The organism is Bradyrhizobium sp. UFLA05-153 (genome assembly GCF_054185185.1).
Map to the genome: position 1 here is coordinate 60,097 of NZ_JBBIAM010000034.1, position 25,703 is coordinate 85,799.

At 65.0% G+C, this 25,703-nt stretch carries 24 protein-coding genes and 1 pseudogene; 17 read left to right on the forward strand and 8 right to left on the reverse strand.

Annotated features, from left to right (window positions below; translation table 11 throughout):
- Positions 1-464: 464 nt before the first annotated feature.
- Positions 465-1,040 (forward strand): glycosyltransferase family protein, encoded by a 576-nt coding sequence (locus Q2941_RS21330; RefSeq protein ID WP_027524274.1) that lies wholly within the window; start codon positions 465-467, stop codon positions 1,038-1,040.
- Positions 1,041-1,114: 74 nt separating this feature from the next.
- The gene (locus Q2941_RS21335) at positions 1,115-2,083 is read left to right on the forward strand and encodes a bifunctional helix-turn-helix transcriptional regulator/GNAT family N-acetyltransferase (RefSeq protein ID WP_027524273.1); all 969 of its coding nucleotides are present in this window, start codon (positions 1,115-1,117) and stop codon (positions 2,081-2,083) included.
- A gap of 420 nt (positions 2,084-2,503) precedes the next feature.
- Here the strand turns inward: Q2941_RS21335 and moaB are convergent, their stop codons facing one another.
- Together moaB and ypfJ are read right to left on the reverse strand one after the other, a co-directional pair.
- The gene (gene moaB, locus Q2941_RS21340) at positions 2,504-3,067 is read right to left on the reverse strand and encodes a molybdenum cofactor biosynthesis protein B (protein WP_254107884.1); all 564 of its coding nucleotides are present in this window, start codon (positions 3,065-3,067) and stop codon (positions 2,504-2,506) included.
- Between the two features lie 140 nt (positions 3,068-3,207).
- Positions 3,208-4,158 (reverse strand): KPN_02809 family neutral zinc metallopeptidase, encoded by a 951-nt coding sequence (ypfJ, locus tag Q2941_RS21345; RefSeq protein WP_027524271.1) that lies wholly within the window; start codon positions 4,156-4,158, stop codon positions 3,208-3,210.
- Between ypfJ and Q2941_RS21350 the strand changes: the two genes are divergently transcribed.
- From Q2941_RS21350 to Q2941_RS21365, 4 genes are all read left to right on the forward strand, one after another.
- Complete coding sequence (locus Q2941_RS21350) at positions 4,157-4,408, forward strand: hypothetical protein (RefSeq protein WP_458193640.1); 252 nt, start codon at positions 4,157-4,159, stop codon at positions 4,406-4,408. The two genes, ypfJ and Q2941_RS21350, sit on opposite strands and share 2 nt — an antisense overlap.
- Before the next feature lie 155 nt (positions 4,409-4,563).
- On the forward strand, positions 4,564-5,691 hold the full coding sequence (locus Q2941_RS21355; protein ID WP_305881662.1) for a site-specific DNA-methyltransferase: 1,128 nt from the start codon (positions 4,564-4,566) through the stop codon (positions 5,689-5,691).
- 173 nt (positions 5,692-5,864) lie between these two features.
- Positions 5,865-6,191, forward strand: a complete 327-nt coding sequence (locus Q2941_RS21360; RefSeq protein WP_458193641.1) for a hypothetical protein — start codon at positions 5,865-5,867, stop codon at positions 6,189-6,191.
- Between the two features lie 132 nt (positions 6,192-6,323).
- Positions 6,324-7,004, forward strand: coding sequence for a glutathione S-transferase family protein (locus Q2941_RS21365; RefSeq protein ID WP_458193642.1), 681 nt, complete (start codon positions 6,324-6,326; stop codon positions 7,002-7,004).
- A gap of 59 nt (positions 7,005-7,063) precedes the next feature.
- Here Q2941_RS21365 and Q2941_RS21370 read toward each other — a convergent pair whose 3' ends face one another.
- Together Q2941_RS21370 and Q2941_RS21375 are read right to left on the reverse strand one after the other, a co-directional pair.
- Complete coding sequence (locus Q2941_RS21370) at positions 7,064-9,073, reverse strand: methyl-accepting chemotaxis protein (RefSeq protein WP_458193643.1); 2,010 nt, start codon at positions 9,071-9,073, stop codon at positions 7,064-7,066.
- Between the two features lie 318 nt (positions 9,074-9,391).
- A complete protein-coding gene (locus tag Q2941_RS21375; RefSeq protein WP_027524266.1) occupies positions 9,392-9,835 on the reverse strand; it encodes a nuclear transport factor 2 family protein in 444 nt (147 codons plus the stop codon).
- A gap of 91 nt (positions 9,836-9,926) precedes the next feature.
- Here Q2941_RS21375 and Q2941_RS21380 point away from each other — a divergent pair, with 91 nt between their 5' ends.
- Positions 9,927-10,859: a LysR family transcriptional regulator gene (locus Q2941_RS21380; protein ID WP_458193644.1), complete on the forward strand. Its 933-nt coding sequence runs from the start codon at positions 9,927-9,929 to the stop codon at positions 10,857-10,859.
- A gap of 105 nt (positions 10,860-10,964) precedes the next feature.
- Here the strand turns inward: Q2941_RS21380 and Q2941_RS21385 are convergent, their stop codons facing one another.
- Complete coding sequence (locus tag Q2941_RS21385; RefSeq protein WP_458193645.1) at positions 10,965-11,585, reverse strand: glutathione S-transferase family protein; 621 nt, start codon at positions 11,583-11,585, stop codon at positions 10,965-10,967.
- A 122-nt stretch (positions 11,586-11,707) separates the two neighbouring features.
- Here Q2941_RS21385 and Q2941_RS21390 point away from each other — a divergent pair, with 122 nt between their 5' ends.
- A complete protein-coding gene (locus Q2941_RS21390) occupies positions 11,708-12,994 on the forward strand; it encodes a flavin-dependent oxidoreductase (RefSeq protein ID WP_458193646.1) in 1,287 nt (428 codons plus the stop codon).
- 125 nt (positions 12,995-13,119) lie between these two features.
- Here the strand turns inward: Q2941_RS21390 and Q2941_RS21395 are convergent, their stop codons facing one another.
- The 3 genes from Q2941_RS21395 to mutY all read right to left on the reverse strand — a co-directional run bounded on the left by Q2941_RS21395 (position 13,120) and on the right by mutY (position 15,534).
- Complete coding sequence (locus Q2941_RS21395; protein ID WP_027524262.1) at positions 13,120-13,557, reverse strand: cupin domain-containing protein; 438 nt, start codon at positions 13,555-13,557, stop codon at positions 13,120-13,122.
- Between the two features lie 366 nt (positions 13,558-13,923).
- Positions 13,924-14,343, reverse strand: coding sequence for a PaaI family thioesterase (locus Q2941_RS21400; protein ID WP_027524261.1), 420 nt, complete (start codon positions 14,341-14,343; stop codon positions 13,924-13,926).
- 69 nt (positions 14,344-14,412) lie between these two features.
- Positions 14,413-15,534, reverse strand: coding sequence for an A/G-specific adenine glycosylase (gene mutY, locus Q2941_RS21405; protein ID WP_458193647.1), 1,122 nt, complete (start codon positions 15,532-15,534; stop codon positions 14,413-14,415).
- 196 nt (positions 15,535-15,730) lie between these two features.
- Between mutY and Q2941_RS21410 the strand changes: the two genes are divergently transcribed.
- From Q2941_RS21410 to Q2941_RS21450, 9 genes and pseudogenes are all read left to right on the forward strand, one after another.
- Complete coding sequence (locus tag Q2941_RS21410; RefSeq protein ID WP_027524259.1) at positions 15,731-16,210, forward strand: DUF721 domain-containing protein; 480 nt, start codon at positions 15,731-15,733, stop codon at positions 16,208-16,210.
- Positions 16,211-16,341: 131 nt separating this feature from the next.
- Positions 16,342-16,998, forward strand: a complete 657-nt coding sequence (locus tag Q2941_RS21415; protein WP_027524258.1) for a DsbA family protein — start codon at positions 16,342-16,344, stop codon at positions 16,996-16,998.
- Positions 16,999-17,194: 196 nt separating this feature from the next.
- On the forward strand, positions 17,195-20,659 hold the full coding sequence (locus Q2941_RS21420) for a chromosome segregation SMC family protein (protein ID WP_458193648.1): 3,465 nt from the start codon (positions 17,195-17,197) through the stop codon (positions 20,657-20,659).
- A gap of 200 nt (positions 20,660-20,859) precedes the next feature.
- Positions 20,860-21,837, forward strand: a complete 978-nt coding sequence (locus tag Q2941_RS21425; RefSeq protein WP_027524256.1) for a small ribosomal subunit Rsm22 family protein — start codon at positions 20,860-20,862, stop codon at positions 21,835-21,837.
- Between the two features lie 147 nt (positions 21,838-21,984).
- The gene (locus tag Q2941_RS21430) at positions 21,985-22,545 is read left to right on the forward strand and encodes a LemA family protein (RefSeq protein WP_027524255.1); all 561 of its coding nucleotides are present in this window, start codon (positions 21,985-21,987) and stop codon (positions 22,543-22,545) included.
- 32 nt (positions 22,546-22,577) lie between these two features.
- Positions 22,578-23,786, forward strand: a complete 1,209-nt coding sequence (locus Q2941_RS21435) for a M48 family metallopeptidase (RefSeq protein ID WP_458193649.1) — start codon at positions 22,578-22,580, stop codon at positions 23,784-23,786.
- 207 nt (positions 23,787-23,993) lie between these two features.
- A complete protein-coding gene (locus Q2941_RS21440) occupies positions 23,994-24,746 on the forward strand; it encodes a P-loop NTPase family protein (RefSeq protein WP_027524253.1) in 753 nt (250 codons plus the stop codon).
- 60 nt (positions 24,747-24,806) lie between these two features.
- On the forward strand, positions 24,807-25,475 hold the full coding sequence (locus Q2941_RS21445; RefSeq protein WP_027524252.1) for a hypothetical protein: 669 nt from the start codon (positions 24,807-24,809) through the stop codon (positions 25,473-25,475).
- An 82-nt stretch (positions 25,476-25,557) separates the two neighbouring features.
- Positions 25,558-25,635, forward strand: a pseudogene (locus tag Q2941_RS21450) (GIY-YIG nuclease family protein); the annotation flags it as partial.
- Positions 25,636-25,703: the final 68 nt, after the last annotated feature.

Consider the following 25,703-nt stretch of genomic DNA (forward strand, 5'->3'; position numbering starts at 1 on the left):
GGCGATAGGCAACTGCGCTGGAGTCATCGAAGACCTCCAGAACGCGATCGCAGATCGTGCAGCGAAATTCGCCGCATTCACGTTTGAGCGATGATAGCGTGATCCGGCGGAATCCGGCGCCGCATTTCGGGCAGATCAGGTCACCTTTTTGCATGATTGCTCGTCCAGGCCTGACAGGACCGCGCGCGACAGGGGCGGCCATTCTTGAGAGCGATGCGAACGGTCGCACTGCCCCGAAAATGTCCACGATGAAATCAGGTCGCATGCGGCGCGCGGCTGCTGAAACATTCCGCAATAATACGGCCGGCGTGCGACGGGCTTGGCTGCGGCCGGCTGCACGGTTTACCATCCCGCGACACCGCAGCACCAACGCACCGGCAAATCGTTGCGTCCGGCACCACGGCACGGTTATACGCTATAACAATTGCGCTTTTTCCACAGCTTGAGACAATTGAAGCCTCAACATGTTGAGCGTCATCATACCGACGGAAGGCATCGAGCAGCCGACGGTCGCAACTCTGGCCGCGCTGGTCCCGGGTGCTGCTGCCGGCCTGATCAAGGAAGTCCTGCTCGTCGACGGCACGCGTAACGGCGTGATCGAGCGCGTCGCCGACGTCGCGGGCTGCCGCTTCATCGGTTACGAAGGCTCCTCGCAGGGCGCGGCGCTTGCCGCCGGCGCGCTGCAGGCGCGATCGCCCTGGCTGATGTTCCTGCACGCCGGCGCCGTGCTCGAGACCGGCTGGATCGAAGAGACCACCCAGTTCATCCAGGTCGTCTCCGCCAGCGGACGCGACCGCGCGGCCGTGTTCCGCTATGCACGTTCGCCCTACGCCGATACCGGCCTGCGCGACATCCTCCGCCTCGTGGCGCGCAAGATCGTAGGGCCTTTCGGCGATCAGGGCCTCCTGATAGCGCGCGACCATTACGACCGGATCGGCGGCTACCCACCCCAGGCTCGCCGCTCCGAGGCCCGGCTGCTGCGGCGGCTCGGCCGATCGTCCCGGACGCTGTTGCGGAGCAAGATCGTCAGCATGGCGTGATCCAGAAGATACTTGCCAAAGTCAAATAATTGATTGACAATGGCAAGTATTGGAGGTGCCCCATGTCGTCCGATATGTCATCCAGCCTGTCATCAAGCGCGCCCTCTGGCGCTTCGGCCGGTCAGGTCTCCGACGACCAGGTGGAGGCGGTTCGTGCCTTCAACCGGTTCTACACCCGCAAGCTCGGCGTGCTCGATCAGCAATTGCTGAAGACGCCGTTCTCGCTCAGCGAGGCGCGCGTGCTCTATGAGCTCGCCCATGGCGGCGAGCGCTCGGCCAAGGAGATCGGCATCGAGCTCGGGCTCGACCCCGGCTATCTCAGCCGTATCGTGCAGAATTTCGACGAGGCCGGCCTGATCGCGCGCAGGCCGCTTCCAACCGACCGGCGGCAATATCAGTTGAGCCTGACCGCGAAGGGGCGCCAGGCCTTCGCCAGACTCGAGCGCTCGTCGCAAGAGGACGTCGCCGCTATGCTGCGGCCGCTCACCGGGGCCGATCGCAAACGGTTGACGGGTGCGATGGAGACGGTCGAGCGGTTGCTTGCCATGCCGCGCGCCGAGCCGGCGCCCGCCTCCTTGCGCGATCCACGCCCCGGCGACATGGGCTGGGTGGTGCAGAGCCACGGCGCGCTCTATGCGAGCGAATACGGTTTTGATGCAGGCTTCGAGGCGCTCGTTGCCGAGATCGTGGCGAAATACATGACCTCCTTCGACGCCTCGCGCGAGCGCTGCTGGATCGCCGACATCGAAGGGCGCCCGGTCGGCTCGGTGTTCCTGGTGAAGGCCAGCGACGACGTCGCCAAGCTGCGCCTGTTGCTGCTCGATCCCGCCGCCCGCGGCCGCGGCCTTGGCCAGCGGCTGGTCGCCGAATGCGTCTCCTTCGCGCGCGCCTGCGGCTATCGGCGAATGACGCTGTGGACGCAAAGCATTCTGGTCGGCGCGCGCAAGATCTATCAGGACGCGGGCTTCAAGCTGGTGGCGAGCGAGCCGCATCGCAGCTTCGGCCAGAATTTGATCGGCGAAACCTGGGAGCGCGATCTCTGATGCGCGCGCGGCCCGAAGCTGCGCGCCGCGTCACCGCAGAACTGGTCGATCTCTACAAGCGCCGCGCCCGGCGCTTGCGACGCGATGCCTGCCGCGAGCTATGGCGCGCGATGTGGTGTTCGCTGACACGGAAGAGCAAGAATATCGCTTCAGCCAGCGCGGTGCGCGTTGATGTACCCTCGCCCCTTGTGGGAGAGGGCAGCTCCGCCGGAAGACACAGGCTCATTGGGGTGAGGGGTCTCTCTCCGCGAGATCAACTTTGACTATTGATCGCGCGGAGAGAACCCCTCATCCGGCGCCATAGCCGATGCGAAGCATCGGCGTTCTCAAGAACGGCGGCCGTAGGCCGCCTATGCCACCTTCTCCCGCAAGGGGAGAAGGGAAAGCACCGCAATTGCCTCACGCACACACCGTGCGTGACTACACCGTCGCGCCTTGCGCCTTCGGCCTTCGCAAATGCTCGTCGAGGCGCGGCATGATCTCGACGAAGTTGCAGGGGCGCGTGCGATAGTCGAGTTGGGCGGCGAGGATGCCGTCCCAGCCGTCGCGGCAGGCGCCGGGCGAGCCGGGAAGGCAGAAGATGTAGGTCGCACCCGCAACGCCCGCGGTGGCGCGACTCTGGATCGTCGACGTGCCGATCTTGGCGTGGCTCATCATGTGAAACGCGATCGAGAAGCCGTCCATGCGCTTCTCGAACAAGGGCTCGATCGCCTCCGGCGTCACGTCGCGTCCGGTGAAGCCGGTGCCGCCGGTGGTGATGACGACATCGACGCCGGCGTCTGCAATCCAGCGGCGGATGACGGCGCGGATCGCCTCGACGTCATCGGTGACGATCTCGCGCGCAGCAAGATGATGGCCGGCAGCGCTGATGCGATCGGCGAGTGTCTGGCCGGACTTGTCGTCAGCGAGCGCGCGCGTGTCGGAGACGGTCAGCACCGCGATGTTGAGCGGGATGAATTGTTTTGTCTCGTCGATCGACGCCATTGGATCACATCTCCTTACCCATTCTCCGACGTCATCCTGAGGTGCGCGCGATAAGCGCGCCTCGAAGGATGAGCCGGGGGGCTCGTCATCCTTCGAGGCTCGCCAGGAGGCGAGCGCCTCAGGATGACGCTACGACCAGTTTACAACGACCCATTCCCGAACGTGTTGCAGGCCTGCACCGTGCCCTGCTGATAGCCGGTCATGAACCAGCGCTTGCGCTGCTCGGCCGAGCCGTGGGTGAAGGAGTCGGGCACGACGCGGCCCGTGGCCTGGCGTTGCAGCGTGTCGTCGCCGATCGCGCTGGCCGTGGTCAGCGCCGCGTCGATGTCGCCCGGTTCGAGGAAGTTCGGACGCTTCTTCGCCTCGCGGTTGACCCAGACGCCGGACAGGCAGTCGGCCTGTAGTTCCACCTTCACCTGGAGCGCGTTGGCTTCGGCCTTGGAGCCGGCCTGCTGCTGCAGCCGCGTCACGCGCGGAATGATGCCGAGCAGATTCTGGATGTGATGGCCGGCCTCATGGGCGATGATGTACGCGGTCGTGAAATTACAGGCGGACTTGCCGGAGCAGCCGCGGAAGCGTGTCTCGACCTCGCGAAAGAAGCCGGTGTCGAGGAAGATGGTCTTGTCAGGCGGGCAGTAGAACGGTCCCATCGCCGACTGCGCCATGCCGCAGCGGCCGCCATTGGTGGCGTTGCGGAACAGGACGATCTTGGGACCGGTGTAGGACTGGCCGCTGGCCTGGAAGATTTCGCTCCAGCGATCGTCGATCTCGCCCAGGATGCCGGAGATCATGCTGCCCATCTCGTCGGTCGGAGCGCCGCGCTTCACCTGCCCGCCCGATGCCTGGCGATCGGTCTGGTAGCTCGGCGCCTGGCCGCCGCCTGTGAGGATCTCGGCGCCGCCGATCAGGATGCGCGGATCGATGCCGAAGGCGTAGCCGAGCAGGCCGAGCACGATGATGGTGCCGATGCCGAGGCCGCCGCCGCCCATCGGCAGACCGAAACCACCGCCGCCACCGCCACCAAACCCACCACCACCCTCGTCGCGACGATCCTCGATGTCGTCGCTGCGGCGGAAATCATCGTAACGCATGGCGGCTTCCCTCAAGTCCTTAGATTGCATCCGCGGGGGCACGCAACAGCGCAAGACCTACCCGCGTCACAAACGTAAAATTTCCGTTCTATTAATCAATATCCTGCTCGGCAAAGATTGCCTAGTGCGGCACCGCGCCGACGGCTGCAATTTTTTCCGGGAGAGCAGCATTTTTTTCCGAGAGAAAGTTTGGCGCGAGCGAGGCGATCGCAACCGCGCGAACGCGAAAGATGCTGCAAAACACGAGTGATCCGCACATCTTTGCCTGCGCGATGCGCAATGTCGAAGCAATCGCGAGACGATGCGAGTTAAGTCGTTTTTTACTTTGCGCGGTCAATGTAGCGGCCAGTCGGTTGTTTGGTCCCGCGTCGCCGACAGCGTCGCCTGAGTCAGAGTTCTTGAGTCATGGTTGTGTCGCGTCGCGGGGCGTCTGCAAGGGCGCCCCGCACAAATTTTGAGTCCGCATCGCATCGCATCATCGTCGGCGATTGCGTCGCCGAGATGTCGAAGCTGGCATCCGGTTCGGTCGATCTGGTGTTCGCAGATCCGCCCTACAATCTTCAGCTCAAGGGCGATCTCAAGCGCCCCGACGAATCCCATGTCGATGCCGTCAACGACGCCTGGGACAAGTTCGATTCGTTTTCGGCCTATGACGACTTCACGCGCGCCTGGCTGCTCGCCTGCCGCCGCGTGATGAAGCCGTCGGCCACGATCTGGGTGATCGGCTCCTATCACAACATCTTCCGCGTCGGCGCGATCATGCAGGATCTCGGCTTCTGGCTCCTCAACGACATCGTGTGGCGCAAGTCCAACCCGATGCCGAATTTCCGCGGCCGCCGTTTCACCAATGCGCACGAAACCATGATCTGGGCCGCGCGCGACGAGAAGGCCAAGGGCTACACCTTCAACTACGAAGCGCTGAAGGCGGCCAACGAGGACGTGCAGGCGCGTTCCGACTGGCTGATCCCGCTCTGCACCGGCGACGAGCGCCTCAAGGGCGCCGACGGCAAGAAGGTTCACCCGACGCAGAAGCCGGAAGGCCTGCTCGCGCGCGTGCTGCTGTCGTCGTCCAAGCCCGGCGACCTCGTGATCGATCCCTTCAACGGCACCGGCACCACCGGCGCCGTCGCCAAGCGGCTCGGCCGCAGCTACATCGGCTTCGAGCGCGAGCACACTTACGCCAAGGCCGCCGAGGAGCGGATCGCGGCCGTCGAGCCGCTGCCGGAAGAGAGCCTCGCCCCGTTCATGACCGCGCGCGAGGCCCCGCGCGTGGCGTTCTCCGAGCTGATCGAGCGCGGCATGATCATGCCCGGCACCAAGCTGTTCGACGCCAAGAAGAAGCTCGGTGCGCTCGTTCGCGCCGACGGCGCCATCATGCTGGGCGACAAGGTCGGCTCGATCCACCGCATCGGTGCGGTGGCGCAGGGCTCTGCCGCCTGCAATGGCTGGACCTACTGGCATGTCGAGACCAAGCAGGGCCTCAAGCTGATCGACGAGCTGCGCGCCGAAATCCGCTCCGGCATGGCCGAGTAACGCCCCTTTCCCGATCGTCATTCCGGGGCGCGCGAAGCGCGAACCCGGAATCTCGCGTCACAATCTCCAGATTCCGGGCTCTCGCTTCGCGAGCCCCGGAATGAGGAATACTTGAACCACTGAGCTCCCGGGACTACATTCAGGCGTCAGTTCCCGTCTTGACCGGTCGAGCCATGCGACGACAGTCCGAGACATTGCTGCTTTTGCCGCTGCTGCCGATCTTCCTGATCGGCATGTTTCCGATGCTGATGATCGGCTTATTGGGCTTTGCCGGACTCGCTCTGTTCGGCGTGCTCCTCGTCTGTGCCGGGCTCGCCAGCGGCAACGAGGCTCACGACACATTCAATCACGACGTCATCGTCCACGGTTATCCCAAAGGCTCCGAGCGCGCCGCGCGGGCCTCCGATGTGCATGCCGCGACACGGCTTGCGCACCGCGTCGAAGCTGCAGGTCTCGGCGTGATCATCGTCGCCATCCTCGGTTTTTTCTACGCCGGCTGACCTGCACGGCGTGCAGGCTCCATCCACGAACGCGTCACTTGTGCTTCCCGCAAGGGTTCGGGCAAGAGAGGGCCGCCGGCGGCAATGATGCTGCGCCCGATCTCGGCTCACAAAGGACTGGGGAGACTCTCGATGCTCAAATTCTATTTCAACGGCTCGCCGAACCCGACCAAGGTCGCGCTCTATCTGGAAGAGTCCGCGCTGCCGTTCGAGCCGGTCGCGGTCGACACCCGCAAGGGCGAGCAGTTCACGCCCGAATTCCTCAAGATCAATCCCAACGCCAAGGTGCCGGCGATAGACGATGACGGCACCATCGTGTTCGACTCCAACGCCATCCTGCTCTATCTCGCCGAGAAGACCGGCAAGTTCCTGCCCGCGCCCGCCGTTCGCGCGCAGACGCTGTCATGGCTGATGTTCATCGCGACCGGGCTCGGCCCCTATTCGGGACAGGCGATGCACTTCAGGCACTTCTCGCCCAAGGACCAGGACTACGCGCACAACCGCTACCAGTACGAGGGCCATCGCCACTACCAGATCCTCAACGATCATCTGGCGAAGAATCGCTACATGGTCGGCGACAGCTACTCGATCGTCGACATGGCGATGTGGGGCTGGGCACGCATGGCCGCCTTCGTGCTCGGCGAGGACGCAGCGGCGAAATACCTGAACGTCAAGCGTCTCGTCGACGAGATCTCCGCGCGACCAGCGGCTGCGCGCGCCATCGCGCTGAAGGACAAGTTCGCCTTCAAGACCGTGATGGATGACGAGGCCCGCGACAACATGTTCAAGCACATGAAGACGAAGGTGGCCTGACCACCCGTGACGGGTCGCGCGTCTAAAGCGCGGCCCGGCCCCGCCGGCGCCGCCCGCGATCAGGCGGCGTGCACCGAGTTCAGGAACTTGGCGACCTCGACCTTCAGCCGGCTGCTGTCCGCCGACAGCGACTTGGCGGACGCCAGCACCTGCGAGGACGCCGAGCCGGTCTCGGAGGCGCCGCGCTGCACGTTGCCGATATTGGTCGACACGCGCTGCGTTCCGCGCGCGGCATGCTGAACGTTGCGCGAGATCTCCTGCGTCGCCGCGCCCTGCTCTTCCACGGCAGCCGCGACCGCGGCTGAAATCTCCGACAACCGCTCGATGGTTCCGCCGATCTCCCGGATCGAACCGACCGACTCCTCGGTCGCCGCCTGGATGCCGGAGACCTGCTGGGCGATCTCGCCGGTCGCCTTCGCGGTCTGCTCGGCCAATGCCTTGACCTCGGTCGCAACGACGGCAAAACCGCGGCCGGCTTCGCCGGCACGCGCGGCCTCGATGGTGGCGTTCAGCGCCAGAAGGTTGGTCTGGCCGGCGATCGTGCTGATCAGTTCGACGACGTCGCCGATCCTGGCGGCCGCCTTCGAGAGCTCGCCGACCCGCTCGTTGGTCCTGCCCGCCTGCGCCACGGCTTCATTGGCGATGCGGGCCGATTCCTGCACCTGGCGCGCGATCTCGCCTACCGACGATGAAAGCTCCTCGGTCGCGGACGCGACTGCCTGCACGTTGGCGGAGGCTTCCTGCGAAGCGGCCGCGACCTCCGTCGAGAGGTCCCGGGCCCGCGAAGCGGTCGTGGTCAGCGTGCCGGCCGACGCTTCCAGCTCGCCGGACGCCGATGAGACCGCCTCCACGATCTCGCCGACCGCCTGCTCGAACTGCTCGGCGAGCTCGACCATGTCGGCCTTGCGCTGCTCCGCCTGACGCACCTCGAGCTCCTTCTGCTCGGTGCGCAAGCGCTCGGTCTCGACCATGTTGTCCTTGAATACCTGGATCGCCTTGGCCATGTCGCCGATCTCGTCGCGATTGCCGCGTCCGGGGATCTCGGTCCTGAGATCGCCGCCGGCGAGCGATCCCATCGCGCGGGTCATCGAGGTGATCGGTCCGACGATGCTGCGGGCGATCAGGAAGGCGATGATGCCGCCGAACAGGAGGGCGACGGCGCCAGCCGCCTCCTGGACCGACGTCGTGCTCGCGATGACACCCTCGGCGGCTGCGCGCGAGGCCTGATTTTCGGTCTTCAATCCGCTTTCCGCGACCTTGAGCTTGTCGATGCTTCGGATGATCAGGGGCGCGAGATTGTTGTTGTAGATGTCGTCCGCCTTGAGCATCGCGGCGGACGTCGTCTCAAAGGCGTTCTTGTTGATCGTCAGCGATGCCTTCACCGGCGCGATCGCGGACTGGACCGCCTCCGGCAGCGTGGCACTCTCGAGCGCGGCGAGCTTTTGTTGCGTATTCTCGACGCTCGTCCTGAAGGCCGAAGCCCCCTTGCTGTCGCGCAAGGCCAGGAAGCGCCAGTTTGCAATTCGGACAAGAACGATCTTGGATTCGAGATCCGCGACCGCGGCCGCGACTTCGGCATCGTGGGAGATGCGCGCAGCGATGACCAGCTTGGCGGTCTTTGCGGCCAGATCGTCACCACCCGGCAACAGGGTCGCCCTGCCCGTCCTCATCTCGTTGACGGCGTCGCCGAGATCGTCGCGCAGGGTCCGCATCTTTGCGATATCGCCGATGAGATCGCTATAGAGATTTCGCCGCTCCTCGGAGAGCGTCGCTTTCGCGCCCACCTGAAGCAGCTGGGTCGCCGCAGCCTCCCGGTCTCCAGCCTCCTTGAGAGACGGCTCGTTCCCGTCGTGAATATAGCGAAGGTTGGCTCGCTGGATCGCCTGGAGGTGGTTCGATATTTCCAGGACCCGCGCCGTGCTGTCCGAGAGAGCCGCCGCCTTTGCGACCTGGTCCTGGACAGCCCACAGGTTCCAGACCGCCACTGCGGCCATGATCAGGCCAACTGCCACGAGAGCTGCGAAGCCGGCGTAAAGACGCCCCCTGATCTTCAAACGAACGCCCGCCATTTCCTCTGTCCACCCAAGCAAGAGACGCGGGGCAGCCGGACGAACCTGAAATCGCCAGGCGACTCCCTTGCAGCCGTTGATTGCCCGTCCGGCGACTCACGGTCTGCGGCGACACAATGCGTGACACTTGTTAATTGTGTCCTTCACTCGCTTCGCGTGGACGCCGGTGGAACTCGGGCAGGACAACGCAATGAGCAGGCGGGCGGTTTTGCACAAAACCGGCCGAAAGGCTCGAACGGCTAACGGATCGGACGCAGGCTCGTGCGGACAAGCGCATCACGAACGCTTGTCCGCAACCGTGAGACAACGCGACCCGGATCAGCCCGCGGCCCGGCTTGCCGCTTCCGGAAACGGGCCCAGCGCCTTCTCGGTCAGGACCGAGTCGCAGTACTCCCGGATCTCCTTGATCCTGCCGTCCTCGATGCGAAACACCAGGCAATAGTCGTTGTCGTAGCGAACGCCTTCCTTGGTGACGTTGTCGCCCTTGGCCTCGACCACGACGAAGTCGCCGTCGGCGATGAAACGGTGGGCCACCGTGCGCGTCCGGTCGACGAGGCGCGAACGGACATGGCCGTGCAGGTCGTTGAGGATGGCGTCCCTGCCCGCAAAGGTCCGCGACCAGGAGTATTGTCCGGTCACGACCCATTTCGCGTCGTCGGCAAGGCTCTCTATGAACAGCGCACGGTCGCGGGCGGCTGGATCGGGGTCTGCGGCGGCGGCGAAGATATCCTGCATCAGTTTCTTGTTGGCGGCGGCGCTCATGGCGGCTTCTCCTTTGCTTGAGTTCGCCGGGATCATCGCCGCCTCATGCAAATTCTTCCAATCGATAGTGAATATGATATCTATTCACCTCATGAATTTGAATTCGCTTGACCTCAATCTGCTGAGCGCGCTCGACGCGCTCTTGCGCGAAGCCAATGTCAGCCGCGCGGCCTTGAGGATCGGGCTGTCGCAGCCGGCAACCAGCCACGCGCTCCAGCGCCTGCGGGACATTTTCGGGGATCCGCTCCTGGTGCGCACCGGCGCGCGGATGGAGCTGACGCCGCGGGCGCAGGCCCTGCGCGCGCCGCTTGCGCAGGCGCTCGACCAGGTGCGCGGGCTCTTCGTATCAGAGGAATTCGACGCCGCGCACAGCGAGCGGCAGTTCCGCTTGATGATGCCGGACCTCGCCGTCGAGCTTCTGATGCCACCTTTTATGGAGAAGGTGACGCGCCTTGCACCCAACGTCCGCATCGACGTGGTGCCATGGCGGGGACCTGCGATCTTCCACGCCGAGTTCGCCCGCACCATCGATCTCGTGATCTCGATCGGCAACGCCTTCAAGGGATTTCACCGGCAACTGCTCTATACCGACAGCGATGCGCTTGCCGTGCGGCGCGGCCATCCCGTCGGCGCAAGGCTGAAACGGCGCGAGACGTTCCTTGCCGCGCGTCACGTCGCGGTCATCATCCGCGGCCAGGCCGAGGACCTGATCGACACCTGGCTGCGCACCAAAGGCATCGAACGGCACATCGCGCTCGTCGTGTCAGGCTATCTCGAAGCGCTGCATGTTGCCGCCCGCACCGATCTCGTCGCCTTCGTGCCCCGCCGCCTGATCGCGGCGCTGTCAAGGCAGCTCGCGCTCTCAACCGTGACGCCGCCGCTCGATCCCGGCATCGACGAGCAGTTCATGTTTTATCCGACCCGCGCGCAGATGGATCCCGGCTCGATCTGGCTGCGACGGCTGATGCTGGAGACCGGACGGGAATTGGAGAAGCGGAAAGCTTCGCAGCTTCAGGTGGGCTAGCTTCGTAGGGTGGGCAAAGCGAAGCGTGCCCACCACTTCCGTTGTAGCCTTGCGAGATGGTGGGCACGGCGCTACGCGCCTTTGCCCACCCTACAATCCGAGGTCTCAGGCCTTGTGCGCGTCCATCACCTTGCGCACGGCGGGCCGCTCGGACATCCGCTTGAAATGATCGGCGACCTTAGGTGTCGCCTTGATGTCGACGCCGTCGCCTTCGAGCCAGAGCGACAGCGTGTAGAGATAGGGATCACAGATCGTATACTGCTCGCCCATAACCCAGGGGCCCCGGAGCATCTTCTGCTCGATCAGCGAGAAGCAGGCCCCCATGGTCTTCGGGATCATCCGCTTCATGTCCGCGAAGGAGGTCTCCTCCGTCGCCCAGCGCGCGCCGCGCATCTTGTGGGCATGCGCCACGTGCACCGTCGAGCACAGATAGGAATTGAACGACTGCGCCTGCGCGAGCGCAAAGGCATCGTCGAGCGGCGCAAGCTTGGCCTTGGGAAACACTTGCGCGATGTAGGCGAGCATCGCCGGCGTCTCGGTGAGGACCCCGCGATCGGTCACCAGCGACGGCACGCGTCCTTTCGGGTTGATTGCGAGATAGTCCGGGCTGTTCTGCTGATTGGTTTTGAAGTCGATCCGCTCGGCCCTGTAGTCGGCGCCGGCCTCTTCCAGGGCGATGTGGGAGGCGACCGCGCAGGTGCCGGGGGTGTAGTAGAGCTTGAGCATGGGAGACCTCGTACCGAAAGGGGAACGTTAACGGCAGGCCGGCGCGGCGTCCATAGGCCGTTCTCTTCGCAGTTGCCGACGGCCGCCTCGCCGTGCGAAGACGCCGCAACGGGGGATTTGACATGACGGTACTCATCGCCGGCGGCGGCATCGGCGGGTTGACGCTCGCGCTCAGCCTGCACCAGATCGGTGTGCCCGCAAGAGTGTTCGAGAGCGTCGCCGAGCTGAAACCGCTCGGCGTCGGCATCAACGTACTGCCGCATGCGGTGCGCGAATTGATCGAGCTCGGCTTGATGGAGAAGCTCGATGCGAGCGGCGTGCGCACCCGCGAGCTCGCCTATTTCTCCAAGCACGGCAAGCCGATCTGGAGCGAGCCGCGCGGGCTGGAGGCCGGCTACAAATGGCCGCAATTCTCGATCCATCGCGGCATTCTCCAGCAGCTCCTGCTCGACACCGCGGTCGAGCGGCTCGGCCGCGAGAACATTCTGACCAGTCATCATCTCACCGGCTGGCATGAGACGGCAGACGGCGTGCGTGCTGAGTTCATCGACAAGGCGACCGGCAAGCCCGCCGGAGCCTACGAGGGCCCGCTCCTGATCGCGGCCGACGGCATCCATTCCGCCGTGCGCGAAAAGCTCTACCCGCAGGAGGGGCCGCCGATCTGGAACGGCCGCATCCTCTGGCGCGGCGTGACGCCGGCCAAAGCCTTCCTCACCGGCCGCACCATGATCATGGCCGGGCACGAGATCCTGAAATTCGTCTGCTATCCCATCACCAAGGCGCCGGACTCGTCCGGCAACCACCAGATCAACTGGGTTGCCGAGCGGCATATGCCGCCGACCTATCAGTGGCGGCGCGAGGACTATAACCGCACCGCGCGGCTGGAGGAGTTCTTGCCGTGGTTCGAGAGCTGGCAGTTCGACTGGCTCGACGTGCCCGGCCTGATCCGGAACTGCCCGCACGCCTACGAATATCCGCTGGTCGACCGCGATCCCGTTTCGCAATGGACGTTTGGCCGCGTCACGCTGATGGGCGACGCCGCGCATCCGATGTATCCGATCGGCTCGAACGGCGCCTCGCAGGCGATCCTCGATGCCCGCGTCATCACCCGTGAGATTCTGGCGCATGGGCTGACGAATGCAGCGCTGTCGGCCTATGAGGCCGAGCGCCGGCCGGCGACGACCGATCTTGTGCTGCTCAACCGCAAGAACGGCCCGGAGCAGGTGATGCAGCTTGTCGAGGAGCGCGCGCCTGATGGCTACGACGTCGTCACGGACGTGCTGTCGCAGAAGGAACTGGAAGACATCGCCGCGAACTACAAGCGCGTCGCCGGCTTCCAGGTCGAGGCCCTCAACGCCAAGCCGCCGCTCGTGCCGCGGCACGCCGACGCGAGGCACGAGAGCACCTGAAGCATCATGATTTTTGATTAAATCGATGCGACCCGGGGAGCGCCTCTCCCAAAGGGAGAAGTAGAGCCCAGCCGCTCGTTGCTCAATCTCATCGCGCCTTGGGGCGCCGCCGTTGACGGCGCGAGTTACCCGGAGCGACGACCACCCAACACCGACGACATCCGCTTCAGCTTATTGATGGCGCGAATGGCGTAACCGAGCCCAGCCGGATTGGTCTGGCGCAGGAAGGCGACCTTTTTCACATACTTTTCGATGTGCCATTTGGCGTGCGCGCCCTCGCGGAAAAAGACGACGTCGCCGACACCATAGCGTTTCGGCGGCATGCCATCGCTCTCGATCACCATCGATCCTTCAAGGATCATGATCGTCTCGTCGAGATCGTAGTACCAGTTGAACTTGCCTTCGGTGCAGGACCAGATCAGGGTCGTGGCAGTGCCGCACGCGCTGGTCGACAGCAGGTGCGAACGCGCCTGCGGGTTTCCTTCAATGATCCATGATGGCTCTATCGGGGACGGCTTGAGATCGACGTTGCAATGGCCGGTCTCAATAAGCGCAAGCGACATGGCTCACCTCAAGGCCTTAAGTAAAGGACGGCTTTCAAAATTATCCCGTTTAACCTTTGTTAATTTTCTATCGGCCACGGGCAACCTACAATCAAAGCTTCCGCAAAGAATATGAAGTGGCCACTTTGCCGCAACCAGGTCGACGATGTATCGAACATCGCGATTCGCCTGCAGATTGGCTGTATCCGCCTCTCTCTTTTGCCGCTGCGACAATATGCGCGCATCGAAATGCTCGCGCTGTTGGGGTCGGCAACGATCGGCATGCTCATTGTGCGCGCAAGGAATCCGCGAGCAAATCCTCTCATTGCACGCGCGGGTAGACCCTGTTCCAGGCTGGGAACGTGAAGCAGGTCCACCGCGCCTGTATCAGCGAACCACTTTCGCCGCATCGAGCAGGCGCTCGCTGGCGGTGGCGGTCGCAAGCAGCGTGCCGTCTTCGGCCACCAGCTTCCCTTCGACGAATGCGATCGTCTTGCCGAGCTGGGTGACCCTGGCCTCAGCCACGATCGGCCCGGGCTTGGCCGGCGCGAGAAAGTTCACGGTCATGCTGACGGTCGTCGTATAGAGCCTGCCCTCGCTCATCACGAGCACGGCCGGACCCATCGTATCGTCGAGCATCGCGGACAGCATGCCCCCCTGGATGAAACCGGCCGGGTTGCAGAATTCCGGCTTGCCCTCGAAGCCAAGCTGGATCCAGCCCTCCTCGGGCCGGGCGTCCAAAAGGCGCCAGCCCAGGAGCTTGGCACAGGGTGGCATGTTGAAATCGTCGAGCGCAGTCTTGACCATCGGGAACCTCCGTTTCGGTTCCGATAGCGCAGCGCTGCTGCCAGCATCCTGTCAGGAGTGCGCGAGAAGCTAGAGATCAAGCCCGTGCGCGATCACCTTGCGCATGAGGTTGGGCAGCGCTTCGTCAGCAAGGGTTGCGATCGGAACCCACCGCATGCCCCCTGGCGCACGGCTGCGGCCGTCGACCTCGGCGGTGTAGACAACGAGCTCCAGCGGAAAATGCGTGAACACGTGGGTGACCACGCCCAGCTTGCGCTGCCAGCGCGTGAGGCCCTTGATCTCAGGCGCCTGCGCGCGCGCGGCCTTGTCGTCCTGGCCGGCGAGCCAATCCGAGCCCGGCACCTCGGTCATGCCGCCGAGCAGACCCTTTTCGGCCCGCGAGCGGACCAGCAGCTCATCGCCACGGACGACGACGAAGGCCGCTCCTCTCCGCAGCGTACCGCTCTTCTTCGGCGCCTTGCGCGGAAACGTCTCCTGCGTGCCTTGCGCCCGCGCGACGCAATCCTCGTTCAACGGGCAGAGCGAACACGCCGGCTTCTTCGGCGTGCAGATTGAGGAGCCCAGATCCATCAGCGCCTGCGCGCTGTCGCCGGCGCGAGACTTCTCGTCGCCAGCACGGGTCTCGGCGAGCAGGGTCGCCGCCAATTGCTGGATCAGCGGTTTTGCCTGCGGCAATTCCTCCTCGACGGCGTACAGACGCGACACCACCCGCTCGATATTGCCGTCAACCGGCATGGTGCGCCGATCGAACGCGATCGCGGCGATCGCCGCCGCGGTGTAGGGCCCAATGCCCGGCAGAGACCGCAAACCTTCTTCGCTATCGGGAAACACGCCGCCATGGTCGCGCGCCACCGCGACCGCGCAGGCATGCAGATTGCGCGCCCGCGAATAGTAGCCGAGCCCCGCCCACATCCGCAGCACGTCGTCCTGCGAGGCGCGGCCGAGCGCGGTGACGTCAGGCCAGCGCGCGAGGAATTTTTCGAAATAGGGCCCGACCGCCTTGACCGTGGTCTGCTGGAGCATGATCTCCGACAGCCAGACGCGGTACGGATCGGGCGTCTCGCCCGCCGCCGCGCGCCATGGCAGGCGGCGGCGATGGCGGTCGTACCACTGCAGCAGCGCCAATGGGCGCGCGGAGACTTCCGGCCGAACTGGTTGCGATTTCGCCCTCAGGGCGGGTTTGGGGCTCATGCAGACACTGTATCGACGTCGCACCGAACTCTCCACGTCATGCCCGCGCCTGTCGCCGGCATCCACGCCTTTCTTCACGGCACAACGTGGATGGCCGGGCATAGGCGAGCGGAAGCGACACCGTCCCTTGGACGGCTATGCCCGGCATGGCGCCGGATAGCTTCTGGTCAGCGTCGCCGGATGATATAAGGAAGCCATGTCCAAGCCCGGCCCCATCAGTGCAAAGCCGCTGTCGATCCTGCTCAACGACGTCTTCGCCGAGGCCTATGCCAAGCAGGGCTTTGCCGCGCGCGAACTGGTGACGCGGTGGGGCGAGATTGCCGGCTCCGAGATCGCCGCGCATTCGGAGCCGCTGAAGATGCAATGGCCGCGGCCGGTGGAGGGCCAGCCGCAGGAGCCGGCGACACTGGTGCTGCGGGTCGAGGGGCCGATGGCGCTGGAGATCCAGCACTCGGCCGACGTCATCCTGGAGCGGGTCAACCGCTTCTTCGGCTGGAATGCGGTCGGCAAGCTCGCCTTCCGCCAGGCCCCCCTATCCAGCCGCGGCCGCCCGGCGCGACCCCGCCCGCCCGACGCCGCGGCGGTGGCAAAGGTGGCCGAGACCCTCGGCAATATCGACGATGAACAATTGCGGGACGCGCTGGCCCGGCTGGGTGCCGCAATCAAGCGAAATTGAGCCTCATTCCGTCGCTAATCTGGAGCGGATATTGCGGCCCGCCATTGCCTCCATTGCGGTTTCAAGCTAGCGACAGGCCGCTCAATCGGGGAACTTTGGGCGTGCCCACGCCAATTTCGGGAGTTGGACCTTTGATGATCACCCGCCGCGTCTTCACCACGATGCTTTCGCTGACCGGACTTGCCGTGGCTGCCGGGTTGTCGCCGCTGCGGCTTATCACCGAGGCCATGGCGCAGAGCGCCTCCGATGTCGCCAAGCCGGTGTCGCTGCCCGACATGGCGCTCGGCCCGGACAACGCCGCCGTCACCATCACCGAGTTCGCCTCGATGACCTGCCCGCATTGCGCGGCCTTCAACGAGCAGGTGTTCCCGAAGATCAAGAAGGAATTCATCGACACCGGCAAGGTACGCTACATCTTCCGCGAGTTCCCGCTCGACATCAAAGCCGCCGCCGGCGCGATGCTGGCGCGCTGCATCGCCAATGGTGATGCGCCGAAATATTTTGCCGTCACCGACATGCTGTTCCGCTCGCAGGCCGACTGGGTGACGAAGAACACCACGGAGACGCTTGCCCGGATCGGCAAGCAGGCGGGCCTCTCGCAGAGCCAGGTCGAGGCCTGCCTGAAGGACCAGGCGCTGCTCGACAAGATCGCCGCCGACCAGAAATATGCGAGCGAGGTCCTGAAGGTCGATTCGACGCCGACGTTCTTCATCAACGGCGAGAAGATCAAGGGCGAGGCCTCGTTCGAGGAATTCGCGAAGAAGATCAATCCGCTGTTGAAGAGCTGATCTTCACGCTTGATCCTGATTCGCGCCTCAAAAGCCTTGGGAAAAGCGTTGCTGGCCGGTTGCCCTTGAGCACCGGCACAGCCATTGTCGCTTGTGCATAAGCCGCTCGAAGCGGTAGCCCAGACACCGACATTTGCCTTCTATGGTATTGTCACGGCAGGGAGATTCGCGTCCTGCCAACAGAGAAGCGTGTTTTATGAAGATCACTCGCCTGCGCCTTCATGGCTTCAAGTCCTTCGTTGAGCCCACCGACTTCGTGATCGAAGCGGGCCTCACCGGCGTCGTCGGACCGAACGGCTGCGGCAAGTCGAACCTGGTCGAAGCGCTGCGCTGGGCGATGGGCGAGACCTCGCACAAATCGCTGCGCGCCGCCGACATGGACGCGGTAATCTTCGCCGGCTCCGGCAATCGTCCCGCGCGCAACCACGCCGAAGTGACGATGACGATCGACAATGCCGATCGCACCGCGCCGGCGGCGATGAACGACAGCCAGCTTCTCGAAATCTCCCGCCGCATCGAGCGCGAGGCCGGCTCGGTCTATCGCATCAACGGCCGCGACGTGCGCGCCCGTGACGTGCAGATCCTGTTCGCCGATGCCGCCACCGGCGCGCGCTCGCCCGCCCTCGTCCACCAGGGCAAGATCGGCGAGATCATCCAGGCCAAGCCCGAGCAGCGCCGCCGCGTGCTCGAAGATGCCGCCGGCGTCGCCGGCCTGCACGCCCGCCGCCATGAGGCCGAGCTGCGGCTGAAGGCGGCCGAAACCAACCTCACCCGCGTCGAGGACGTGATCGGCCAGCTCGCAGGGCAGATGGAAGGCTTGAAGAAGCAGGCCCGCCAGGCCGTTCGCTATCGCGAGGTCGCGGCCAAGGTCCGCAAGGCCGAGGCGACGCTGTTCCATCTGCGCTGGATCGGCGCGCATGCCGAGGTCAATGATTCCGGCCACACCCATGATCTCGCCGTGCGCGAGATGGCCGAGCGCACCCAGCATCAGGCCGAAGCCGCTCGCATCCAGGCGATCCGCGCCGCCGGGATGCCGGCGCTGCGCGATGCGGAAGCGCGCGCTGCGGCAGGCCTGCAACGGCTGACCAATGCACGCGAGCTGCTCGATCGCGAGGAAGAGCGCGCCAAGGAGCGCGTTACCGAGCTCGAGCGCCGGCTGACCCAGTTCGAGGGCGACATCGCCCGCGCGCAGCAGCAGACCATGGACGCCGACGTCGCGCTTCAGCGGCTCGACGCCGAGGATCTGGAGCTGAAGGAAGAGATCAAGTCGCGCGTCGAGAAGCGCTCCGGCGTCGATGAGCGCGTGTCCGAGGCCGAGGCGACGCTGACTGAAGCCGAGCAGCAGTTCTCCGAGCTGACCACGGCGCTCGCCGACCTCACCGCCAAGCGGAATCAACTCGAAGCCAACGTCCGCACCCACCGTGACAAGCTCGCCCGGCTCGACCAGGAGATCGCGAACGTCGCGGCGGAGGAGCAGAAGCTTGCCGAGGAGACCGGCGGCTTCGGTGATCTCGACGAGTTGACCGCTGCGGTCGAGAACGCCGAGCAGACTCTGGCGGCCTCGGAGGCCGCAGCGCAGGACAGCGAAGCCGCGCATGTGGCCGCGCGACAGACGCTGGAATCCTCGCGCTCGCCGCTGAACGAGGCCGACAAGCGCGTGCAGCGCCTGGAAACCGAGGCGCGCACGATCTCCAAGATCGTCAACGGCGAGACCAAGAATCTGTGGCCACCGATCATCGATGGCATCACCGTCGACAAGGGCTTTGAAAAGGCGATCGGCGCCGCACTCGGCGACGACCTCGATGCCCCCGTCGATCCCTCCGCGCCGATGCGCTGGACCAATGCCGGTGTCACCGAAGGCGATCCGGCCTTGCCCGAGGGCGTCGTGCCGCTCTCGAGCCACGTGCAGGCGCCGATCGAGCTGGCGCGTCGTCTCGCCCAGATCGGCGTGGTGCCGCGCGAGCGCGGCGCCGAGCTCGTCTCGAAACTCAAGACCGGCCAGCGGCTGGTCTCGCCGGAAGGCGACGTCTGGCGCTGGGACGGTTTTGTCGCGGCGGCTCACGCGCCGACCGGCGCCGCGCGGCGGCTCGCCGAGCGCGCCCGCCTCGTCGACATCGAGAACGAGCTCGAGCAGGCCCGCATCGACGCGCAGATCAAGCGCCAGGCGCTGGAGAATGCCGATTCCGAATTGAAGATGGCCGCCAGCACCGAAGGCGCCACCCGCGAGGCCTGGCGCGCCGCGCAGCGCGAGCTCAACGCCGCGCGCGAGCGCCACGCCACCGCGGAGCGCGAGATCAACCGTCGCGCTGCGCGCAAGTCGGCGCTGTCGGAAGCGCACAGCCGCCTCGCCGCCGACCGCGCCGAGGCCGAGGCCGCGCATGAATATGCGGCCGCCGCGATCTCCGAGCTGCCGTCGAGCGAAGACACCGAAGTCCGGCTCGCCGCCGTGCGCAGCGACATCGAGGGCCATCGCCGCATGGCCGCCCAGGTCCGCGCCGAGGCGCAGGCGCTGGCGCGCGAGGCTGAGCTTGCCGACCGCCGCGTGCAGGCGATCCTCGCCGAGCGCACCGAATGGCAGAACCGCAAGGAGAGCGCAGCCTCCCACATCGACACCATCCAGGCCCGCATTACCGAGGTCTCGATCGAGCGCAGCGATCTCGAGAACGCGCCCGCGGTGTTCGCCGAGAAGCGCAGCGCGCTGATCAACGAGATCGAGTACGCCGAGAATGATCGCCGCGTTGCCGCCGACGCGCTCGCCGAAGCCGAAACGGCGATGGCCGAGACCGATCGCGTCGCAAAGCTGACGCTCGAAGCCTTGTCGAGCGCCCGCGAGGCGACAGCGCGTGCCGAGGAGCGCATGGAAGGCGCGCGGCGCCGGCTGGAAGACATCGAGCGCGAAATCCGCGACATGCTGGAGGTCGAGCCGCAGGCCGTTGCCGGCCTTGCCGAGATCGAGCCCGGCGCCGAGCTGCCGTCGCTGCACGAAATCGAGGAGGACCTCGAAAAGATGCGCCGCGACCGCGAGCGTCTCGGCGCTGTGAACCTGCGCGCCGAGGAAGAGCTCAAGGAGGTCGAGACTCAGCACACCAGCCTGACCACCGAGCGCGACGACCTCGTCGAAGCCATCAAGCGGCTGCGCCAGGGCATCCAGAGCCTCAACAAGGAGGCCCGCGAGCGGCTGTTGACCTCGTTCGAGGTCGTCAACAACCACTTCAAGCGCCTTTTCGTCGAGCTGTTCGGCGGCGGCGAAGCAGCACTGCACCTGATCGAAAGCGACGACCCGCTCGAGGCCGGCCTCGAGATCATCGCAAAGCCCCCGGGCAAGAAGCCGCAGACGCTCTCGCTGCTCTCGGGCGGCGAGCAGGCGCTGACCGCGATGGCGCTGATCTTTGCGGTGTTCCTCACCAATCCATCGCCGATCTGCGTGCTGGACGAAGTCGACGCGCCGCTCGACGACCACAACGTCGAACGGTACTGCAACCTCCTGCACGAGATGACCAGCTCGACCGACACGCGCTTCATCATCATTACGCACAATCCGATCACCATGGCGCGGATGAACCGGCTGTTCGGCGTCACCATGGCCGAGCGCGGCGTCTCGCAGCTCGTGTCGGTGAGCCTGGCCGAGGCCGTGGACATTCTCGACCAGAACGTGGCGTGACGATTTCTGCGTCATTCCGGGGCTCGCCACCGGGTCCGCGCAAAGCGCGGCCCCGGTGGCGAGAACCCGGAATCTCGCACCATAAGCATTGACGTCATCATCCGCCAAGGCGGATGATCCAGTACGCCGCGGCTTCTCGGTTAACTGTCACTGTCTCGGAATACTGGATGCCCCGCCCGCGCGGGGCATGACGATGGAAGATGATTTCACCGACGCTCCCCGCCGAGCTCAAAGCCGCACTTGATGCCAAGCTCATAGGCTTTTCCCGCACCGATGCCGCGCAGCGGGCCGGGCGCATCTCGAACACCTATCGCGCAGGCGGCGGCTCCGGCACGATCAAGTCGGACGCCGATGCTCTGGCCTATGCACTCGCGCGCATGCCCGCGACCTATGCCGCCGTGGCCGCGAGCCTCAATGCGCTAACCGAGATCGCGCCGGAGCTTGCCCCGGAAAGCCTGCTCGATGTCGGCGCAGGTCCGGGCACCGCGAGCTGGGCGGCCGCGGAAGCCTTTGCTTCGTTGCAATCCTTCACCCTGCTCGACGCGAACCGCACATTGAGCAGCCTGGCGCTCGAGCTTGCGCAGGACAGCAGGCGACTGGCCGACTGCCGCTATTTGCCGGGCGACGCGGGCACGAACCTCGCAGAAGCGGCGCCCGCCGATCTCGTCGTCGCGAGCTACGTGATCGGTGAGCTCAGTGAGCACGACCAACGCGCGCTCGGCGAGGCCATGTGGGCGAAAGCCCGGCACGCTCTCGTCGTGATCGAGCCCGGCACACCGGCCGGCTATGCGCGCATCCTTGCGCTACGCCAGCAGCTGATCGCATCGGGCGCGCATGTCGCGGCGCCCTGCCCGCACGACAAACCCTGCCCGCTCACAGCGCCCGACTGGTGCCATTTCGCCCAGCGCCTGCCGCGCTCGCAGGCGCACCGGCAACTCAAGGGCGCCGAGGTCCCCTTCGAGGACGAGAAGTTCATCTATGTGGCGCTGACCCGCGCGCCTGTCCCCGCGCGCTTTTCGCGCGTGCTGGCAGAGCCTGATATCGGCAAGGCCGAGATCACGGCAAAACTCTGCACCGAAGAGGGCGTCGAGCTTGCGAAGGTGCCGCGCCGGGACAAGGCGGCCTATGCGGGTGCCCGTCGCTGGCGCTGGGGCCATGCCGTCATGGCCGAAAGTTAACTTCGATCGGTGCTTTTCCCTTGAACTGGAATGGGCCCGCGCCCGACCAAGCCTTACTTGCCTTTTGCCTGCCTTCTCGAGCCGGCCTGCCGCCCGGCGTCATTTTAGTCTACGCTATCCGCCTTCTTCCCCCTTCAGGAGTTCTCCATGTCGACCGGCTGGATCGTTCTCGGCGTCATCGTCGTCCTCGTGCTGTTCGCCTTCGGCGCCTATAACCGCCTGGTGGCGCTGAGCCAGCGCGTCGGCCAGGCCTTTGCCGATATCGATGTGCAGCTCAAGCAGCGGCATGACCTGATCCCGAACCTTGTCGAGACCGTGAAGGGCTATGCCGCGCATGAGCGCGGCACGCTCGACGACGTCATCAAGGCGCGCAATTCGGCGATGTCGGCGCAGGGGCCGGCGCAGGTGTCCGCGGCCGAGAACCAGCTCTCCGGCGCGCTCGGCCGGCTGATCGCGCTATCGGAGGCCTATCCGGATCTCAAGGCCAACGCCAATTTCCAGCAGCTCGCGAGCGAGCTCTCCGACCTCGAAAACAAGATCGCGGCGAGCCGCCGTTTCTTCAACAACGCGGTCCAGGAATACAACACCGGCATCCAGCAGATGCCCGCCGCCTTGTTCGCCGGCATGTTCGGCTTCACCCGCAAGGAGTTCTTCGATCTCGGCGCAAGCCGCACCGAGGTCGAGGCGGCGCCGCAGGTCAAGTTCTGATCTGAAACGATAGACCGGCAGGACAGCGCGCCATGGCCGCGTATGGTCTCTACACGCATATCGCCTCGAACAAGTTTCGTTCGATGGTGCTGCTCGCGGGGCTGTTCCTGCTGGTCTACGTGCTGGTCTACGCCGGCGCGCTGATCGCCGAAGTCGTCATCAACGGCAATCAGCCCGTCGCCTACTACCTGACCCGCGCCTTCTCCGACCTGATCAAGGCATCGCCCTTCGCGACCGCCGCGGCGATCGCCTGGATCGTGATCGCCTATTTCTTCCACCAGTCGATGATCGACGCCGTCACCGGCGGCCGCGACGTGACAAGGCAGGAAGAGCCGCGGCTCTACAATCTCCTCGAAAATCTCTGCATCTCGCGCGGCATCACCATGCCGAAGCTGAAGATCATGGAGAGCCCGGCGCTGAACGCGTTCGCGACCGGCCTCAACCCGCGGCAATATGCGATCACCGTCACCACGGGTCTGATGAAAGCGCTGAACGACCAGGAGATCGAGGCGGTGCTGGGCCACGAGCTGACCCACATCAGGAACGGCGACGTACAGCTGATGGTGGTCGCCGTGATCATCGCCGGCGTGGTCGGCTTCTTCGGCGAGTTGTTCTTCCGCCTGTTCACCAGCTTCAACTGGAGCTCCGGCTCCGGCGGCTCGTGGTCGTCGGGTTCGTCCTCCTCGTCGCGATCGTCCTCCTCCAGCGACAGCAAGAGCTCCGGCGGCGGCGCGGTGGTGGTCATCATCATCGCGGTCGTGCTGATCGTGGTGGCCTGGCTGGTGTCGCAGGTGGTGAAGCTCGCGCTGTCGCGTTCGCGCGAATTCCTCGCCGATGCCGGCTCGGTCGAGCTCACCAAGAATCCCGACGCGATGATCTCGGCACTGCGCAAGATCGACGGCCGCGGCGAGCTGCCGGGCGCGACCTCTGCCGTGATGGAGCTCTGCGTCGACAATCCCCGCGAGGGCTTCGCCGATTTGTTCGCGACCCACCCTTCCGTGGACTCGCGGGTCAAGGCGCTGGTCAATTTTGCCGGTGGCCATGATCCGGGCCCGCTGCCGCCGCCGTCGGAGGAGTTCGAGGAATCAGACACGCCGACGGAACGCCAGGATACCCCGCCGGCGCTGCCCAGCGGCCCGTGGAACGATTCCGGCACGCCGGCCGATGCCACGCAGGGCACGGCACCCAGCCGATCCGGAACCCCCGCCGACAATCCGATGGGGCCCTGGGGTCGTCATTGAACGCATAATTTGCCACGTCGCGAGGCCGGACGCGGAGCGATCCCGTTGCGATTGGGAAAAACCTCGGGAATTGCCGCAACGAGGCCGCGAGGAATTGAATTCTCCCTTGTTTCTGCCATGTTCGCGCCCAACAGCAGACTCGGGACATCGATTTGCGACCCGGCCGATCGCAACCAGCGATCGGCGGGCGCGCGTTAGGGGACAGCAATGGCAAAGCCGGCAGTGGTTGTGGTGGGCGCGGACAAGGGCGGGGTCGGCAAGACCACGGTTTCGCGTACCTTGCTCGATTATTTTTCCGCCAACAACGTGCCGACCCGCGCGTTCGACACGGAATCCCCGCGCGGAACCCTGAAGCGCTTCCATCCCGACATCACCGAGATCGTCGATATGACGACGACGGCCGACCAGATGAAGATCTTCGACACGCTCAATGCGGTGAGCCCGTCGGTGACCGTGATCGACGTCCGCGCCGGCCTGCTCTCGCCGGCGCTGGCTTCGCTGCGCGACATCGGCTTCCTCGACGCCGCCAAGGCCGGCCAGATCACCTTCGCGGTGTTCCATATCCTGGGGCCCTCGATCGCATCGCTGGAGGAGATCGCCGAGACGGCGGGTTTCATGACCGGCGCGAAATATTTCCTGGTGAAGAACTTCATCAACGACACCCAGTTCTTCCAGTGGGACCAGGCGACCTACAACTCCTACTTCCACCGCATCAAGGACGCGACCGAGCTGACCATCCCCAAGCTCAACGAAATGGCCTATGAGCAGGTCGAGGTCTCGTCCGTTCCGTTCCTGAAATTCGTCGCCAACAAAGGCATCCACGACGAGGCCGCGAACTATTCGTTCGTGCTGCGCGGCTATGTCCGGCACTGGCTGGCGAACGTCTGGAGCGAGTTTGACCGCATCCGGCTGACCGACATCGTCGGCTCCAAGCCCGCCGCCCGCAGCAGCGAAAAATAGTTGCGGGCAAGCCGCGGATGCGGCTGGATTGGGCGCCGGACCCGCCTGATATAGCTGCTAATGGCCGCCACGCCCGTCTACATCATCTGCTCTCCCCGACCACAGGTCGGCAAGACGCTGCTTGCGCGCTTGCTGACCGAATTCCTGCTGCTCAAGAACGGTGATGTCGCATCCTTCGACGTCAATCTGAAGGAGCCGTCGCTGCTCGACTATCTGCCGAAGGTCACCGAGACGGCCGACGTCATCGATACCTACGGCAAGATGCAGCTCATGGACCGCGTCATCGTCGATGACGGCCTCGCCAAGGTGATCGACCTCGGCTTCCACGCCTTCGACGAGTTCTTCAAGATGACCGACGAGATCGGCCTGTTGAAGGAAGCCGCACGGCGCCACGTGGCGCCGATGATCCTGTTCGTCGCCGACACCGACCGCGTCTCCGGCCGCGCATACGAGATGCTGCGCGCACAGATCCCGCGGATCAACCTGATCGTCGTGGACAATGAATACGTCGTGCGCGGCGAGCTGCCGCCCGCCATGGCCGGCGGCAGGCTGTTCCGCCTGCCAGCGCTGCCGGGCTTCCTGAAGACCTATATCGACCGGCTGACCTTCTCCTTCACCGGCTATCTGCGCCAGGAGAAGGATTCGTCGACCGAGCTGCATCAGTGGATCCGGAGGAATTATCTCGCCTTCCGTGAGCTCGAGCTCAGCCTGATCCTGCAACAGTCCTAATTTTTTACCCGGGTAATATTGACCGGCCGCCCGGCGCTCTGTATGACCCCGCGCGACACCCTCCCCCGCGAGACCCAAGCCCATGAGCATCGACCGAAAGGCCGCGATCGCCGCCTACAAGGAGCGCAAGACCGCCGTCGGCATCTACGTCGTCGTTTGTGAAGAACGTTTCTGAGCACCGTTTTACGCAAGGTGTGGTTGCGATAGGTGGCGACAGAGTATCCATAA

Excerpts from the sequence above, each read along its gene's own strand:
- Q2941_RS21330 (WP_027524274.1), top strand. The coding sequence starts at position 465 with ATGTTGAGCGTCATCATACCGACGGAAGGCATCGAGCAGCCGACGGTC.
- Q2941_RS21335 (WP_027524273.1), top strand. The coding sequence starts at position 1,115 with ATGTCATCCAGCCTGTCATCAAGCGCGCCCTCTGGCGCTTCGGCCGGT.
- moaB (WP_254107884.1), bottom strand. The coding sequence starts at position 3,067 with ATGGCGTCGATCGACGAGACAAAACAATTCATCCCGCTCAACATCGCG.
- Q2941_RS21350 (WP_458193640.1), top strand. The coding sequence starts at position 4,157 with ATGGCGGCTTCCCTCAAGTCCTTAGATTGCATCCGCGGGGGCACGCAA.
- ypfJ (WP_027524271.1), bottom strand. The coding sequence starts at position 4,158 with ATGCGTTACGATGATTTCCGCCGCAGCGACGACATCGAGGATCGTCGC.
- Q2941_RS21355 (WP_305881662.1), top strand. The coding sequence starts at position 4,564 with ATGGTTGTGTCGCGTCGCGGGGCGTCTGCAAGGGCGCCCCGCACAAAT.
- Q2941_RS21360 (WP_458193641.1), top strand. The coding sequence starts at position 5,865 with ATGCGACGACAGTCCGAGACATTGCTGCTTTTGCCGCTGCTGCCGATC.
- Q2941_RS21365 (WP_458193642.1), top strand. The coding sequence starts at position 6,324 with ATGCTCAAATTCTATTTCAACGGCTCGCCGAACCCGACCAAGGTCGCG.
- Q2941_RS21370 (WP_458193643.1), bottom strand. The coding sequence starts at position 9,073 with ATGGCGGGCGTTCGTTTGAAGATCAGGGGGCGTCTTTACGCCGGCTTC.
- Q2941_RS21375 (WP_027524266.1), bottom strand. The coding sequence starts at position 9,835 with ATGAGCGCCGCCGCCAACAAGAAACTGATGCAGGATATCTTCGCCGCC.
- Q2941_RS21380 (WP_458193644.1), top strand. The coding sequence starts at position 9,927 with ATGAATTTGAATTCGCTTGACCTCAATCTGCTGAGCGCGCTCGACGCG.
- Q2941_RS21385 (WP_458193645.1), bottom strand. The coding sequence starts at position 11,585 with ATGCTCAAGCTCTACTACACCCCCGGCACCTGCGCGGTCGCCTCCCAC.
- Q2941_RS21390 (WP_458193646.1), top strand. The coding sequence starts at position 11,708 with ATGACGGTACTCATCGCCGGCGGCGGCATCGGCGGGTTGACGCTCGCG.
- Q2941_RS21395 (WP_027524262.1), bottom strand. The coding sequence starts at position 13,557 with ATGTCGCTTGCGCTTATTGAGACCGGCCATTGCAACGTCGATCTCAAG.
- Q2941_RS21400 (WP_027524261.1), bottom strand. The coding sequence starts at position 14,343 with ATGGTCAAGACTGCGCTCGACGATTTCAACATGCCACCCTGTGCCAAG.
- mutY (WP_458193647.1), bottom strand. The coding sequence starts at position 15,534 with ATGAGCCCCAAACCCGCCCTGAGGGCGAAATCGCAACCAGTTCGGCCG.
- Q2941_RS21410 (WP_027524259.1), top strand. The coding sequence starts at position 15,731 with ATGTCCAAGCCCGGCCCCATCAGTGCAAAGCCGCTGTCGATCCTGCTC.
- Q2941_RS21420 (WP_458193648.1), top strand. The coding sequence starts at position 17,195 with ATGAAGATCACTCGCCTGCGCCTTCATGGCTTCAAGTCCTTCGTTGAG.
- Q2941_RS21425 (WP_027524256.1), top strand. The coding sequence starts at position 20,860 with ATGATTTCACCGACGCTCCCCGCCGAGCTCAAAGCCGCACTTGATGCC.
- Q2941_RS21430 (WP_027524255.1), top strand. The coding sequence starts at position 21,985 with ATGTCGACCGGCTGGATCGTTCTCGGCGTCATCGTCGTCCTCGTGCTG.
- Q2941_RS21435 (WP_458193649.1), top strand. The coding sequence starts at position 22,578 with ATGGCCGCGTATGGTCTCTACACGCATATCGCCTCGAACAAGTTTCGT.
- Q2941_RS21440 (WP_027524253.1), top strand. The coding sequence starts at position 23,994 with ATGGCAAAGCCGGCAGTGGTTGTGGTGGGCGCGGACAAGGGCGGGGTC.
- Q2941_RS21445 (WP_027524252.1), top strand. The coding sequence starts at position 24,807 with ATGGCCGCCACGCCCGTCTACATCATCTGCTCTCCCCGACCACAGGTC.